The following is a 15410-nucleotide window of genomic DNA, read 5'->3' as shown; positions in this document are numbered from 1 at the left end:
TACCCGTCTGTTACTGCGCCGGTGTCGGTTCGGCATTAAGGGTCAGACGCGCAACCTGATTAGTTCTGATAAAGCGGCTCAGATCGACAGGTTTTCCTTGATACTGGATCTGCACCGCGGCCGGCGCGCCAATTTTAAGTTTATAAGGCGCCTGACCGGTTAGGTTTAAATTACCATCTTTACGCTGCATACCGCTAAACAGCTTCTTACCCGTGGCGTCAGTGACTTCGAGCCAGCAGTCAGCGGTAAAATTCATCACCAGCGCGTTCGGATCGGCAGCAGGCGCCGCTATGCCAGCCTGACTGGTCGGCAGCGCGGACGGCGTCTCCGTTGCCGCTGGCGCGGCAGATGTCGCAGCCGTATCGACATTCGCCTGCGAAGGCGCGACTACCGTATTTTGCGTCGCCGCCGCCGTTGGCGCTGGCGTTTGCGTCGCCGCCGTCGAATCAACCGGCGTCGCAGGAGCCGGAGCCGTTTGCGCTGGCGTCGTATCCTGGCTTGTCGCGGCACCGGTGTCCAGCGGTACGCTTTGGCCGCTGTCTTTATCTGCGTTCAGTTCAGCCGTGCTTTGATCGGCCATTGTCGTGATCTCTTCCTGCTGCGCCTTATGGTTCTGCCACCACCAGGCGCCGGTCAGCCCTACGACCACAAACAGTACCAGCCAGGTAAAAGACATTAACCAGCCGTCGCGTTTTTTACGACGCTTTCCTAATGAGAAACTCTGCATCGGGGCGACTTTGGCGGCGCGCAGCGGGGCCTGCTTTTCCAGCCCCGGCAGCAGTTCCTCTTCTGGAACATGCACCAGACGCGCATATGAGCGGATATATCCGCGCAGGAAGGTTGAAGCAAGATCGGACGGCGCCTTATCTTCTTCAATATCGCGTACCGTAGAAACCTTCAGGCAAAGTCGCTCAGCGACAGCCTGCTGGCTGAGTCCGAGTTGTTCACGGGCATTGCGCAGACGAACGCCGGTGGTTTGTGCTTCATTTTGGTCGTGCGTGGCTTCAGTATTCATTCGCTACAGCTACAGGTACGTGTAAATTAGGATTCAGGCGCCGACGAGCCGTAATGCCCGCCCACACCGCGAAACATCAGGTTAGTTAACCTTAGTCAGACAGTATAAGCCTGTCAGGCCGCAGATGACAAAACCGCTAAGACACAAGGCTAAACTCTTGTTGCACCATTACATACTGCCTTAAAGTCGACAAAAACGCACCGTTATTATTGACCAGACAAGTACAACGCCAGACATTATTCAACTGACATTGCGCCACGGTATAATGAATGCCCCGTGGCGCAACTGCTATCAAATAGCCTTGATGTCAATCACCTCTCCCTGCATACGCTTACGCAGAGTACGTTTAGTACGGTCAATCACATCGCCTGCCAACTGTCCGCATGCCGCATCAATGTCATCGCCACGCGTCTTGCGTACGATGGTCGTGAAACCATAACTCATCAAAACCTTAGAAAAGCGATCGATACGGCTGTTAGAGCTGCGGCCATACGGCGCGCCAGGGAACGGGTTCCACGGAATCAGATTAATCTTGCAAGGCGTCTCTTTTAATAGCTCCGCCAGTTGATGCGCGTGTTCAGTGCCGTCGTTGACGTGGTCAAGCATCACGTATTCAATCGTCACGCGCCCCTGATTGGCGTTAGATTTCTCCAGATAGCGGCGAACCGCGCCCAGGAACGTTTCGATATTGTATTTTTTGTTGATCGGGACGATTTCGTCGCGAATAGTGTCATTCGGCGCATGTAAGGAGATAGCCAGCGCGACATCTATCATATCGCCCAGTTTATCCAGCGCAGGCACCACGCCGGACGTTGAGAGCGTGACACGACGTTTGGACAGGCCGAAACCAAAGTCATCGAGCATAATTTCCATCGCCGGTACGACATTGGTCAGGTTAAGCAATGGCTCGCCCATCCCCATCATGACCACGTTGGTGATCGGACGCTGGCCGGTGACTTTGGCCGCGCCGACGATTTTCGCCGCACGCCAGACCTGACCGATAATTTCCGATACGCGCAGGTTGCGGTTAAAGCCCTGCTGCGCAGTTGAACAAAACTTGCACTCCAGCGCGCACCCTACCTGTGAAGAGACACACAGCGTAGCGCGGTCGTCCTCCGGGATGTAGACCGTTTCAACGCGCTGATCACCGACAGCAATCGCCCACTTGATGGTGCCGTCTGAGGAACGCTGCTCTTCAACGACCTCCGGCGCGCGGATTTCCGCGACCTCTTTTAATTTGCCGCGCAACACTTTGTTGATGTCGGTCATCTCATCAAAATTATCGCAGCAATAGTGATACATCCATTTCATCACCTGATCGGCGCGGAAAGGCTTTTCACCTAAGTTTTTAAAAAACTCGCGCATCTGCTGACGGTTGAGATCCAGCAGGTTGATTTTTGTTTCGTTGTTAAGAACTACCGGGGTACTGCTTTCAGGTGTGACAATTTGTTCAGACATATGCTATTCCGGCCTCGTTATTACACGTTATGGCCCCTGGAGGGTTGAAAAAAGAAACGCCCCGGTAAGCTTACTGCTCGTCCGGGGGCGCTGCATTGTACAAATTCTGGCGTAAGGATGCCACGTCTGCACGCGGCATTAGCAAAAATAATATTTGAACCGATAATTTATCGCCAACGCATTTACAGCGTGAAAGACGAAGGAGATTAACGGGTGCGCGGGCACACTTCGCCTTCACCGAAGAAAAAGGCGATTTCGCGCTGCGCGGATTCCAGCGAATCCGAACCGTGGGTGCCGTTTTCAGTTAAGCTATCAGCGTAGTCGGCGCGCAGCGTACCCGCCAACGCGTTCGCCGGATTGGTGGCGCCAAGCAGATCGCGATGACGCTGTACCGCATTTTCACTTTCCAGCACGGATACCACGATAGGGCCAGAGGTCATGAACTCCACCAGACCGTCAAAGAACGGCTTGCCGTCGTGCTCAGCATAGAAGCCGCGCGCCTGCTCAACGGTCAGGTGCAGCATTTTAGTGCCAACAATTTTGAACCCTGCAGCTTCAAAGCGCGCAAAGATGCTGCCAATAACGTTTTTTGCCACCGCGTTGGGTTTAATGATGGAAAAAGTCCGTTCAATAGCCATGTTTACCTCTGAAATATGTTCTGTTGTTATGTCAGGCGCGGATTATAAAGAGCATCCCATCAATTGCCTATGGATGCAGGTAACATTTTTTTAAAATAAAATGAGCATTAGCAACAAAAGTTAAAGGCGCACAGCAAACCCAGGGGACTGACACAGCACGCAGTGCGTGTGTTCAGGCGTGAGAGCATGGAAAGTACGTTTGCAGATGTCGCAGGTGAGCGTATGCACCGCACTATGCCGCGTTGAGGCGGGTTCCACGTCAAACCGCAGCCGCAGCGCCTGATGCGGACATACCGCCGCACAGCCGCCGCATCCCGTACAACGCACCGCCACTATCGTCAGGGTATTGTCGTCAAACTGGATAACGTTCTCCGGGCAGCTTCGCCAGCAGGCACCGCACATCCTGCACTCTTGCGGACTGATTTCGGGTACGCATTCGCTGAACGCGGAAAACGCCTGTCTGAGACGCCGTTTCCCCGGCTCGACGGCGCACGGGGTAATGGCGTCGCGCGGAACATGAAACAGAGTGCGCCGCGAGGCGTTAATCTCCGCGCCGACAACGTGTTTGAAAGACCAGCCCGGCTCGCCGTAGCGGCGCAGCGCTAAATTTAGCCCCGCCAGCGCCATCAGCCACTGCGCCGATCGCTCCACCGCAATATCAATAAAGCGAATACCGTACTGGCTATGCCAGAGAAGCAGTTCATCGACCGTTGGCGCCTGTAGCGAAAACGGCCCCACCAACGTATCCCCCTGCACAAAGCGTTTAACCGGTTTGATACCGGTAATGGCGTCAACAGGACAGACAAACAGACAGTCGCCACAGGCTATGCAGCGCGTCGTATCTATGCTGACCTGCCCCTGCGCCAGCGAAAACGCCTGCGCCGGACAAACATCGGCGCAAGCGCGGCAGGAAGAAAAACGAAAGCGACGACGGACGCAGGCCTGCGTCACGTCTACCGCCGGATCGATCGTCAGGTTAACCATCAGCCAATACTAAAGAAGACGTAGCGCAGCACAATCTCGCCGATAAGCAGCAATACGCTGCCCGCCACCAGAGTTCCTCTGGCGTTTCGCAGACCGCCTGCGGCAAAGCAGAGCATTCCCGCCGCTGAGACACACCAGCCGAGAAGATAGACGTCACGCAACTGCGCCAGCGCCTGTAGCGGATGATGCGGGAAAGTGACGACCGTCGTATCCACCGCATTAACATCCGCCAGCCATAGCGGCTGCATGATCAGACGAATCAGCACCATCAGTGCGACCACCACCACAGCGCAGCGCATTGCGGCGCCAGCGTTGCGCAGATAAGCCAGCGCAATGACTACCGAACCGATAATGCCTGACGTGCCAAAGAACAGCGCCAGCGTGTTGCTATGCTGCCAGGTCGCCACCGAGGCATGGATATAAACCTGCGCCATGCAGAATACATCCACCAGCCCAAACGCTGCCGCCAGCGCCAGCAGCGGCTGCCAGCCTGGCTTTCGGAAAAACAGCAGCACAACCCCCAGCCCCAGCGCCGCCAGATAAAGGCTGGCAAAGACGATTTCGCGACTCAGCCACGAACTGGCGACATGACGTAACGCATTTAGCGCATTCAGGGGATAGCCCATGTGCAGCGCTGAAGCAAGCAGCCCTACGCAGGCCAGTACAAACGCCCCCGCCATCGCGGGAAGCGCGCCGCGTGCAGGCACGCGTCCCTCTACGGCGTACTGGCGGCCCAACGCCAGCCACAGAGTCACACCCACAGACCCTTGCAAACAGAGCGTAAAAATCAGCAGCGGTAACTCATGCATGGCGTTTACCCTCTTTTTCTGCGCCCTGATGCGCTTTTACAACCAGATTAGGCTTGGTTATGGATGAATCTGGCAGCCCGTTAACGTCGCATACGCTACCGTACTTCGCGCGCAGTTCATCAATCGGGCCAAACTTGATGGCCTCCAGCGGACAGGTCGCAACACAGACGGGCGGTTCACCTTTCGCCAGTAAATCAACGCACATGTCGCATTTGGACATTTGGCCGGTCTGCTCGTTAAGCTGCGGCGCGCCGTAAGGGCAGGACCAGGCGCAATAGCCACAGCCGACGCATTTGTCGGTATCAACGCGCACGATGCCGTCGCCCGGGCGTTTATGCATAGCGGTAGTCGGGCAATTTTTGGTGCAGACAGGGTCCGCACAGTGGTTGCAGGAAATGGAAAGCGTATAAGCAAATACGTTATTGCTGACCCCGCCCTGCCCGGTCGGGATGAAACTTCCGCCCTTGACTTCATAGACGCGGCGGAAACGACGGCCTACTTCCAGATTGTTTTTGTCTTTGCAGGCCACCTGGCAGGCTTTACAACCGGAGCAGCGTGAGGAGTCGATGAAAAATCCCAGTTGTTTATCGCTCACCGGCGGGTAATGTGTAAACTGACTCATGCTTTAGCCACCTCCACCAGCATGGTTTGATGTGAATTTCCCTTCGCCAGCGCGGTAATACGGGCCGAGCTGAGGACGTTCGCACAGCCGCCTTTATCAATACCGTTCTCATCCGGCTGCCACCAGGCGCCGGCCTGCATCGCGACAACGCCGGGAATAATGCGCGGCGTCACTTCCGCCGGGATTTCGCAAATCCCGCGTGAGTTATGAATGCGCACCATGTCGCCATGCGTAATGCCGCGCTTTTGCGCATCCTGCGGGTTGATCCACAATGTTTGATGCTGCACTTCAATCAGCCACGGGTTAGCGTATTGGGTTGAGTTGGCGCGGTTTTTTCCTTTCCACGTAATTAACTGGAGCGGAAAATCTTTCGCCAGCGCATCCTCCGGGCCTTCATGCGCGGGAACGTAGTGCGACAACGCCGGGATTTCCGGATGCTGCATGTCGTACAGGCGCTTCGAGAAGATCTCTATTTTCCCTGACGGCGTCGGGAACGGATGATTTTCCGGATCGCGAATATTGTCTTCAAAGGCGATAAATGGCGCGCTTTTGAACAGATGCTGACGGGTCTTTTGCAGCGTGGCGAAATCCGGCAGATTTTCGTCCGGCATCGCCAGGCGCGTCTGTTCCCAGATGTGTTCAATCCACGCTTTCTCATCGCGCCCCTGGCTAAATTCATTCTCAATGCCTAATTTCGCCGCCACCTCACGTAGCCAGTCGTAGTCGGAGCGACGCTCAAATTCAGGCTCAATCAGTTTTTCAGAGAGTATCAGGTAGCTTGCCGTGCCCCAGGTTTCACCGATGTTCCAGCGTTCCATAAAGCTGGTTTCCGGCAGCAGTAGATCAGCGTATTTCGCGCTCGGCGTCATAAACAGATCGCTGGCGACAATAAACTGGATCTTTGATTCATCCTCCAGTACGCGTACCGCCTGGTGCAGATCGGGGTTCTGATTCGCCAGATAGTTTCCGGCCAGCGAGAACAGAATACGGATGTTACTGTCCAGCTTATCGGCATCTTTCAGCCCAATATCCGGCGTCACTTTGCTGGCGTCGTCTGCGGCCTGCACCCAGTTCATCACCGAAATTTTGGCTTTTACCGGGTTATCCGGCATCTCCGGACCCGCGGCGAATTTACGGTTAGCGCAGCCGCCGTAACCCGCAGCCCAACCGCCTTTGATGCCGACATTACCGGTAATGGTCGCCAGTAGGGTCGAGCCGCGCGCGGTGCGCTCGCCGCAGTTGTGGCGCTGTGGTCCCCACCCCTGAATCAACGCGGCGGGTTTGGTATTCGCGTAATCACGCGCTAACTGGCGAATGGTTTGCGCCGGCACATGGGTGATCTTTTCCGCCCACTCGGGGGACTTAACGACACCGTCTTTGGCGCCGGTCAGATACGCCACCAGCGATTCGTTAGCCGGTACGCCTTCCGGCATTGAGTCTTCATCAAAACCGATAGCGTAGCGCGCAATAAATGCGCGATCGTGCAGATTCTCGCTGATGATGACGTACATCATCGCGTCCATCAGCGCATTGTCGGTGGTGGGCAGCAGCGGGATCCACTGATCCGCCAGCGACGAAACGGTGTCGGAATAGCGCGGATCGACCACGATAAACCGCGTACCGTTCTGCTTCATCTTCTGCAGGAAATAGTTGGTATGACCAAAAATGGTCTCCGTCGGGTTATGGCCCCACAGAATCACCAGTTTGGTCTCCAAAAGCGTATCCAGCGAACTGCCGCTGGCGGCAATGCCGTAAGTATAAGGCGTCGCGGCCGCCGTGTTGCCCATACTCACAGAATGGTAGCTTTCGAGATAGCCGCCGGTCAGATTCAGCAGGCGACGCGCCATTTTATCGCCGGAAAAGGTGCCGCCGGAAACGGCGGTGCCAACATGAACATAGCGCGAAGCCGGGCCATATTTTTCAGTAATCGATTTTAAATTATCGGCGATTAAGGTTGTCGCTTCATCCCAGGAAATTCGCTCGAACTTTCCTTCACCGCGTTTTCCTACGCGCTTCATGGGATATTTAAGTCTGTCAGGATGATAAACAAATTTACGGTATGCGCGTCCACGAACACAGGCACGCATCACCGGCATTTGCGCATCCAGCGCATTATCCGGTCGCGTTGAAATTCGCGTCACGATACCGTCACTAACATGCGCCCGAATATCGCATTTGCCCCCGCAGTCAAAAGTGCTGCATGTCTGAACGACTTTTTCCGCAGGACTGTTTTCAGTTGCTGTCACAGCGCGCGCCTGAGCGGTAGCTGGCGAGGAGACAAACGGTAACGCAATAAGCGCGGAGCTGGCCTGGATAAAGTGGCGGCGAGAAATAGCAGGCTGTTCGCCATTTCCCTGGCTTTTTATATTTTTCATGATCCGTCTCGTCAAATAAAAACCCATTCTCACGTTTTTAAGTGTTAGATCTCTTGATATTTATCAAGCTCCCTCATTAAGGGTAATTTCGGAAAAATTAATAATTCTCATTAACTTTAAATTAAATGAAATTCATAATTTATTCTGAAGAGTTGTTAACGTATTAATTCAAAATTAACCGCTGCAACCTGACCGGACTCATCCATTACGACAAGTTGATAACGTCCAGCGATATTGAGTAATAAAGAAAGGCGATTATTTTCGCCATTAACAGGTTCGCCATTTAAAAACCACCAGCGACGCCCTTTGCCGCCGGTAGTCGAGACGGGCAGCGTGACGTTTTCCTGGCCTGGCAGTTGCCTGATCACCGCGCCATCCCTCACTCCTGACAGCATTAACGGCGCGGCATCATTGCCCTGTAGCGGCGGGCAGTGGTCGGACGCCGCGGGCAAGCGGGCGCTACGTCTTTCCGCAGGCGGCAGCCACGGCTCCAGCGGCCGCGGCCAGACGATAAACGTATGCGCACGCGCCTGCGGACAGTCGGCAGCGACACGCCGCCCCGTATCATCCAGCCAGACCGGGAAACGAATACCGTTGATGTCTTCCTGCTCAGGTAACAGCAGCGTGGGCGGCTGGCTGTCATCGAGAAGCCATGTCGCCAGGCGGCGGCGACAGTTGCTGTCTCCGGCAGGCAGAGTCTGTCCGCCCGGCCAGCAAATGACGCCGCGGCTTACCGCCTGCGGACGCGGATCTTCCGGCAGGCGTCCCGTATGCGCCAGTAACAGATTATTGACCTGGTTAAGCAATGGCACCGCGCTGGCAAAACCAAATTGCCCCACCACAGGCGTGCCGTCGGGTCTGCCTGTCCAGATGCCGATGATATAGCGCGCGTTAACGCCAATAGCCCACGCATCGCGATAGCCGTAGCTGGTGCCGGTTTTCCACGCCAACGGCACAATGCGCGGCAGCGCATTATCCGGTAAGGGTTGCGCTTCATCCGCCATAATTCGTCGAATGATCCACGCCGCTCCCGGCGACATTAATGGTCTTTCCGACAGCGGATCGTCCGGCTGTAACCGTAATTTCGCCGCTTTCCCATGACGAGCGAACGCGCTGTATGCCGCCGCCATCTCGTCAAGCCGCGCGCCCGCGCCGCCCAGAATCAGCGAAAGATTGGGCGCCGCGCCAGCAGGCAAATATAGCGGCAGGCCGACGTTACGCAGTTTTGCCGCAAATCGTTTCGGCCCATAGGCTTCAAGCACCTGAACGGCAGGCAGATTCAGTGAGCGTACCAGCGCGTCGCTCATGCTGACCGGGCCGTGAAATCCGCTGTCGAAGTTTCCCGGGCGGTAATCTCCGGTGCGGCGCGGAACGTCCTGTAATAATGATGCGGGATGGATCAAGCCGTCATCCAGCGCCAGACCATACACAAAGGGTTTGAGTACCGATCCCGGCGATCGGATCGCCGTTACCATGTCGACATGACCAAAACGGCTGTCGTCATTAAGGTCTACCGATCCGACCCAGCCGCGCACGCTCATATCGGTATGATCGACAACGATCATCGCCAACGAACTGCGTGCAGGCAGCCGCCCTTTCCATGCCCGCGCCAGATCTTCCAGTTGCCGCTGCAACCCGGCGTCCAGCGTGGTCACAATTTTGTCGTTCTGGCTTTTACTCAACATCATTCGGGCAAAAAGCGGCGCCAGTTGCGGCATTTGACGCGGCGCCAGCCAGACCGGTTCTTCACGCGACTCGCGTACCGTTTCGGCAGGCCAGACGCCCTGAGCCGCCATCCGATCCAGCACTTTATTTCGTGCCGCTTCGGCTCTCGCAGGCCAGCGGTCGGGGCGTAACCGGCTCGGCGCCTGCGGCAATACGGCCAGCAGCGCCGCGTCAGCGTAGCTCAGGCGCGCGGGCGGCTTGCCGAAGTAGGCCCAGCTTGCAGCGCCAATACCCTGTAGCGTGCCGCCGAACGGCGCGCGGTTCAGGTACAGCGTCAGGATATCGCGCTTGGACAAATGCCATTCAAGCTGGAGGGCGCGCCAAAGCTGGCGGATTTTACCGCCGAACGTGCGCGAATGCGGGTCCAGCAGTCTCGCCACCTGCATAGTCAGCGTACTGCCGCCGGAAATAACGCGCCCGGCGGTAAGATCCTGCCATGCCGCGCGCGCGACGGAGAAAGGGTTAACGCCAGGGTGCCGCCAGAACCAGCGATCTTCGTAATTGATTAAGGCCTCCAGGTAACGGGGAGAGACCTCTTCAATCGTCACCGGATAACGCCAGATCCCCCCGGCGTCGGCAAAGCGCCACAGCGGCGTACCGTCATGGGCTACCACGACCCGCGCAGGATGGACCTCATTGAGCGGCAGCGGCCAGAGTTTATCCGCTGCCCATAACGCCAGGAAAATAAAAAGCGGCGCGCCCGCCAGCCACAGCCAGCGGCCACGTTTACCACGCCAACCGTTCATTTAAGGCGTCACAATCAGCAGCCCCTCGCTCGCGCCGGTTGCCCGCCACTGAGGCGCGTACATCGATTCCACCTGCGGTTGCGCAAGCTGGTACGTTCCCGGCGTTACCGCGCGCGCCAGGTAGACCAGCGTCACGGGCTGGCCCTCATTGACAACGACGGCAGCCACAAACCGATCGTCGCGGAATTCCATATACTGAATATCCGCCTGCTGCATCTGATTAAGCAGATTTTGCACTTCGCTACCGCTCTCCGGCAGGCTGGCGCTGCTGTCAGCCAGATTCTGGTTTTCCAGCTCCAGCCCGGCCGGGAGCAGGTCCACCACCAGAGCATCCGGCACATTGCGATCGGCCACTACCGTTAACCAGACCAGCACCAGTTCGCCGCTACGCAACGAGGACAGCGATTTGCGCTGACCATCGGTCCCCAGTATTTGTCGTTCAATCTGCAAAACGTTGCTGGCAGGCTCAGGCGCAGATGAGGGATAGCCGCTGCTATCCAGACGCAGCCATAGCGGCTGGCTACCGGTGTTCGTCACCTCAAGGGCGGCCAGCTGGTCAGCATCCAGATTACGGGTCAGCGCCTTGTCGCCCGACAGCGGCTGCGCCTCTAACGAGGTCTGCGCCTGCCAGGCGCCCGCACTGGCCTGTCGCGAATGCGCGGCGAGGAACAAGGCATTGTTCTCCTGGGTAGAGAGCCAGCGCTGACCGAAGGCCTGCTCAGAAAGCGAGCTTAATAGCGCGTTTTGCGCGTCCGGTCTGAGGTTGTTCTCTTCCAGTAACGACAACATCAGAGCGTTATCGCGCAGAGAACTGCCGTAATCCGCTATCCATTGCCGTTCGTCCTGACGCGGCGTATTCAGAGCCAGCGTAATGGCCTCTTCGCCGCGTCTGGCATCACCCATCGTGTTTAACGCGATGCCCAATTGCATCAGCGGCAGTCCTGAAGCCGCCTGACTACGGCGCTCCCAGATTTCGCGCAGCGCGCCGAGCGGCGCTTTCTGCTGACGCGCCAGTACCAGCGCGGCGTAAGCCTGAGCGGCAAAAGTACTGGCCTGGGTATTATCGCTATAACGAATCAGCATCAGCATCGTGCCGGGATCCTGCAGATAGCGCAGCAGTCGCTCATTGCCCCGGTTAATGGCCTCCGGCGGGACGCTATATCCCTGCTCGCCCGCGCGAATGAGGAAATCCATCGCGTAGGCCGTTAGCCAGGGCTCTTCCGCCCCATTTTCATCCCATAGCGCAAAACCGCCGTTATCACGCTGCATCTGTAGTATGCGGGAGATGCCGATATCCACCGCGGCGCGCCGTTTTTCATCGCTATCGCCGGTAATACCGAGCGACTGCAATTGAGCGGCATTAGTATACAGCGCCGGGAATAACCCGCTGGCGGTTTGTTCCAGGCACCCGTACGGATATGCTTTCAGCTCGCGAATGTAGCGCGCCAGATTGAGCGGCGGTTTTCCGCTTAACAGCAGTTGTCCCTGTAACGTGGCTGGCGAGACGTTTGCCAGATGCTGCTCTGGTAAATGCCAGCTCTCTCCCGGCGCCAGCGCAATGCCGCTATTTACCGTTTGGGCAGGCCAGGCCGGACGCACGCCGATTTGCCACTGCTTATGCTGCGCGCCGAGGGTTTCTCCCGGCAGATTCAGACCGCTAATGGTCGCCTGGATTTCGCCTTCGCCAAAACCTTCCAGCGCACGTACCGGAACGAATAAGGTGGTGCGCACGCCCGGCGCCAGGTTGACCGGTTGCGGCTGTTGACTAAGCAGTTCCAGTAACCCACTGGCGGCGAGCGCAATATTCAGCGTCTGCGGGCGGTCGGTCAGATTGGTGACGTCCAGCACCAGTCGCGAAACATCCCCTCCCGCCAGAAAACGCGGCATATTCAGCTCGGCAATCACTGGCGCGGCGACAACGACTTTGCTTTCGCCGCGACCAAAATCGTCCGCTGTCCATGCCTGCGCCATAACCCGCAGTTCGCCGTTAAAGTCGCCAATCGGCAGCGTTACGACCCCTTCGCCCTGCTCATTGAGCGTGATCGGCTGCGCCTGCTGCGCGATGATATTGACATGGTTTACCGGCGGTTTTCCGCCGCGCTTAAGGTCGTCGCCATCGCCGCCAAAACGCAACGCCGCCAGCCGCCCCTGCCCTTCAATGACCTGGCCGTAAATATCGTAGATATCCGCACCGTAGCGTTTTTGACCGAAGAACGCCTGCCACGGGTCCGGCGTCGCGTAATCGGTGATATTCAATACGCCGCTATCGACCGCGGAGACCAGCACGTTGATCTGTTTTGGCATTTCGCCGTGTTTAACGCTGGCTTTCACCCTGACGGTGAGCGGCTGATTCGGGCGCATTTTAGCCGGGCTTTCCAGCGCCAGATCGAGGCGGCGGTTTTCATCCCCCAGCGGTAGGTGTAGTAACCCCACGGCGCGTTTTGGCGTCGCGGAACGAGATTTATCGCCGGGACGCACCACCAGCGTACTGAGATAGAGATCGTGGCGATTCCAGGTTTTATCCACCGGAATCGTGAGCTCCAGACCTTGTGCCGGCACATCGATCGCCTGCCACCACAGCGGACCGTCGCTGGACTCCACCATGGCATAACCTTTACCGGCGACCGGCGCGGCGATATGCAATTTCATGGTGTCGCCTGGACGATAATTCGCTTTATCCAGTTTGAGGGTGACGCGATCCGGACGCGCCGCGTCGCTACCGTCGCTGTTATCCTGCCAGCTATAGCCGGCCCAGAAACGAACGCTGCTGACCGTCTCATTCGGCGCTTTGACCTCCAGACGGTACGCGCCCCATTCCACCGGGAAGCTGACTTTTCCGGTTTCATCCGCGTTAAGATCCAGCGTCTGCTCGCCCTCCACCAGATCTTTTTGATCAAACTGCGACTGCCAGCCTTCGCTTTCCGACCAGTTCCAGTAATAGTCGCGACGCTCGCGGATGAGCCGCACCTGTAAACCAGACACCGCTTTTTTCTCGCCCTGCGCGTTGGCGTAAACAATATCGAATGCGGCGTTGCTGTCTTCGTCGACAATCGGTTGATTAACGGTGGTATCCGTACGGTAGTCGTATACCGCCTTGGCGGCGAACTGTGGACGAATTCCCGGTAACGTATCGGCAGGCCAAATCGCCTGCTCTACGCGACGAGTGACCGGACGACCGCCAGACTCCAGCAGGCTGGCCTGTAGAATTACCTGCAGCGGCGAATGCGCTTCTTGCCACTGGCTGGCAGCACTCACTTCACCACGTCCGCCTTTATCCAACGTCAGTTGAACTTCGTCCAGGCTGCGCGAAAGATTCTCTTCGGCAATATTGCCGAACTGGAAGCCAGGCAACGCCGCGACAGCGTCGCGCAGCGGACGCAGGAAAAGTTGCCCTTGCAGGGTATTGCCGTTAGCAGGCGCGCCATACAAGTAATAGCCGACAACGGAGAATTTCACCTCATCCGCAGGCGCCAGCGGTGTTTTTTGCGCCGTCAGGTTGAGCGCCATCCGCTCCGGCATAAAGTCTTCCACGTGGAAATCCCAACTCCGCAGCAAATTATCGCCGGTGTTGGCGCGGACATGCCACAAGCCGGTCGGCGCGTTGATATCCAGCGGATAATTCAAACGGTATAGCCCGTTTTCCGGCTGGCTGACGACGGTACGCATCACCTGTCCGTCTGGTTTTACCACTTCCAGCTTAACGGGTTGATCGGGCAGCGTTTTACCGTCGCTATCGCGCAGTAATCCGTTGAGGATAACCGTTTCGCCCGGTCGGTAGAGATCGCGCGGGCTGAACATAAAGAACTGCTTGCTGTAGCCGGGCGCGCCAGCGACATTAAATTCCGACAGATCCAGAGCCGGAAGCGTGAGATCGAGCAGCGTGGTCTGCTCCTCTTTACGCGCCAGTAATAGCGCCGCCGCTTTATCAGCTTCCAGTTGCACATGTCCCTGCGCGTCGCTCGTCGCCTGCGCCAGCGTCTGACCTTTATCATTCAGAAGAACGATCTCAATTCCCGACTGCGCCGCGCCGTTTTCCAGGCTTTGCGTAAAGATATCCAGCCGATTATGGTAACGGTGCGCGGACACGCCGATATCGCTAAGGGTAAACAACGTAGCGGCATTACTATAGTTGTAGTGTCCAGCCTGATTCATTACCGCCACATATACGCCCGCCTGTTGCAGCGGCTTAATATCGCTTAATGGCAGCAGCAGTTTCTCACGCGTATTGCGCGCCGGATTAAGATCAAAACGACCGGTATAAACCAGATCCGCCATTTTCAGCAGATGGTCGGACTCCCAGTTAGAGAGAGAACTACGGTACTCCCACTGGCTGACAAATGACGCCAGCGATCCGGGCTTAACGCGGAAAAAGTTCACATCAACGTGGTTGACGTTAAGCGCCATGACCGGCAGTCCTTCCGCGATTTTCCCCGGTAGCAGCGATCCCCGGCTGGCAAAGCCGACGCTGGGCTGGACATCACGCGTGGTAATCGTTTTTTCATAAGACTTGCCGAAGGTGGCGTTATTCAGCGCTTTAACGGCGGGATCAACCGTGACCACCAGCACGCGCTCAGGTTCCAGATGACGTAACCTTAGCTCTTTTAAATTTGGCGCCAGCTCCCATGCGCCATCAACGCTGCCGCTTTTCTTATCAACCACGTGAACCACACGGGAAAAATCCTGTTCAGGATCTAAAGGAATTGAAAACGTCAGCACCAGCGTCGCAGCGCCGTCGAGCTGCGCTTCGGAGGCGTCTAATAGCGTGAGCGCTTTGCCCTGGCTTTGCTGCGCCAGCTTTTGTAGCTGTGCCGGGTCTTGCGCGGGCGAGGGCTGCGCTACGGCTGGCGCTTCGCTTTTAGTCGTCGGGGCGGTTTTATCGTTGTTATCGCATCCCGCCAGCGCCAGCATGATCATGCAGGCCACCACGCGTAAATGTTTCATCTTTCATCCCTGGCCTTAACGGCCTGTCAGCAACGGTTGATGAGATATTATGCGCGAGAAATTTTATTGTGTAAGTCCGTATTACTGTGATGATGCG

At 56.9% G+C, this 15410-nt stretch carries 9 protein-coding genes; all 9 read right to left on the bottom strand.

The features are described from left to right. Positions 1-10: 10 nt before the first annotated feature. Entirely contained in the window at positions 11-1015 is a 1005-nt protein-coding gene (gene rodZ / locus QEN32_RS06145; RefSeq protein WP_079954713.1) for a cytoskeleton protein RodZ, read from the bottom strand. A gap of 291 nt (positions 1016-1306) precedes the next feature. After that, entirely contained in the window at positions 1307-2473 is a 1167-nt protein-coding gene (locus QEN32_RS06140; RefSeq protein WP_000003206.1) for a bifunctional tRNA (adenosine(37)-C2)-methyltransferase TrmG/ribosomal RNA large subunit methyltransferase RlmN, read from the bottom strand. Between the two features lie 206 nt (positions 2474-2679). Next, a complete protein-coding gene (gene ndk / locus QEN32_RS06135; protein ID WP_000963846.1) occupies positions 2680-3111 on the bottom strand; it encodes a nucleoside-diphosphate kinase in 432 nt (143 codons plus the stop codon). Between the two features lie 120 nt (positions 3112-3231). Further along, positions 3232-4095, bottom strand: a complete 864-nt coding sequence (locus QEN32_RS06130; protein ID WP_265322235.1) for a 4Fe-4S binding protein — start codon at positions 4093-4095, stop codon at positions 3232-3234. After that, on the bottom strand, positions 4095-4904 hold the full coding sequence (locus tag QEN32_RS06125) for a dimethyl sulfoxide reductase anchor subunit family protein (RefSeq protein ID WP_197395401.1): 810 nt from the start codon (positions 4902-4904) through the stop codon (positions 4095-4097). Before QEN32_RS06125 ends, QEN32_RS06130 begins: the two co-directional genes overlap by 1 nt. Further along, on the bottom strand, positions 4897-5526 hold the full coding sequence (locus QEN32_RS06120; protein WP_000077436.1) for a DMSO/selenate family reductase complex B subunit: 630 nt from the start codon (positions 5524-5526) through the stop codon (positions 4897-4899). The genes QEN32_RS06125 and QEN32_RS06120 overlap by 8 nt, the downstream gene beginning before the upstream one ends. Then, positions 5523-7901, bottom strand: coding sequence for a DMSO/selenate family reductase complex A subunit (locus QEN32_RS06115; protein ID WP_345947281.1), 2379 nt, complete (start codon positions 7899-7901; stop codon positions 5523-5525). The genes QEN32_RS06120 and QEN32_RS06115 overlap by 4 nt, the downstream gene beginning before the upstream one ends. Before the next feature lie 155 nt (positions 7902-8056). Beyond that, positions 8057-10372 (bottom strand): peptidoglycan glycosyltransferase PbpC, encoded by a 2316-nt coding sequence (gene pbpC, locus QEN32_RS06110; protein WP_001014757.1) that lies wholly within the window; start codon positions 10370-10372, stop codon positions 8057-8059. Continuing rightward, on the bottom strand, positions 10373-15313 hold the full coding sequence (locus QEN32_RS06105) for an alpha-2-macroglobulin (protein WP_265322234.1): 4941 nt from the start codon (positions 15311-15313) through the stop codon (positions 10373-10375). It abuts the gene before it with no gap. Between the last annotated feature and the right edge of the window lie 97 nt (positions 15314-15410).

Origin of the sequence: Salmonella sp. SA14318, assembly GCF_029866905.1 — a bacterium.
GTDB lineage: Bacteria > Pseudomonadota > Gammaproteobacteria > Enterobacterales > Enterobacteriaceae > Salmonella > Salmonella enterica.
This window is presented reverse-complemented; position numbering and strand designations above follow the sequence as displayed.

Bases quoted from the DNA above. Each gene is read 5' to 3' on its own strand.
- rodZ (WP_079954713.1), bottom strand. From the start codon at position 1,015: ATGAATACTGAAGCCACGCACGACCAAAATGAAGCACAAACCACCGGC.
- QEN32_RS06140 (WP_000003206.1), bottom strand. From the start codon at position 2,473: ATGTCTGAACAAATTGTCACACCTGAAAGCAGTACCCCGGTAGTTCTT.
- ndk (WP_000963846.1), bottom strand. From the start codon at position 3,111: ATGGCTATTGAACGGACTTTTTCCATCATTAAACCCAACGCGGTGGCA.
- QEN32_RS06130 (WP_265322235.1), bottom strand. From the start codon at position 4,095: ATGGTTAACCTGACGATCGATCCGGCGGTAGACGTGACGCAGGCCTGC.
- QEN32_RS06125 (WP_197395401.1), bottom strand. From the start codon at position 4,904: ATGCATGAGTTACCGCTGCTGATTTTTACGCTCTGTTTGCAAGGGTCT.
- QEN32_RS06120 (WP_000077436.1), bottom strand. From the start codon at position 5,526: ATGAGTCAGTTTACACATTACCCGCCGGTGAGCGATAAACAACTGGGA.
- QEN32_RS06115 (WP_345947281.1), bottom strand. From the start codon at position 7,901: ATGAAAAATATAAAAAGCCAGGGAAATGGCGAACAGCCTGCTATTTCT.
- pbpC (WP_001014757.1), bottom strand. From the start codon at position 10,372: ATGAACGGTTGGCGTGGTAAACGTGGCCGCTGGCTGTGGCTGGCGGGC.
- QEN32_RS06105 (WP_265322234.1), bottom strand. From the start codon at position 15,313: ATGAAACATTTACGCGTGGTGGCCTGCATGATCATGCTGGCGCTGGCG.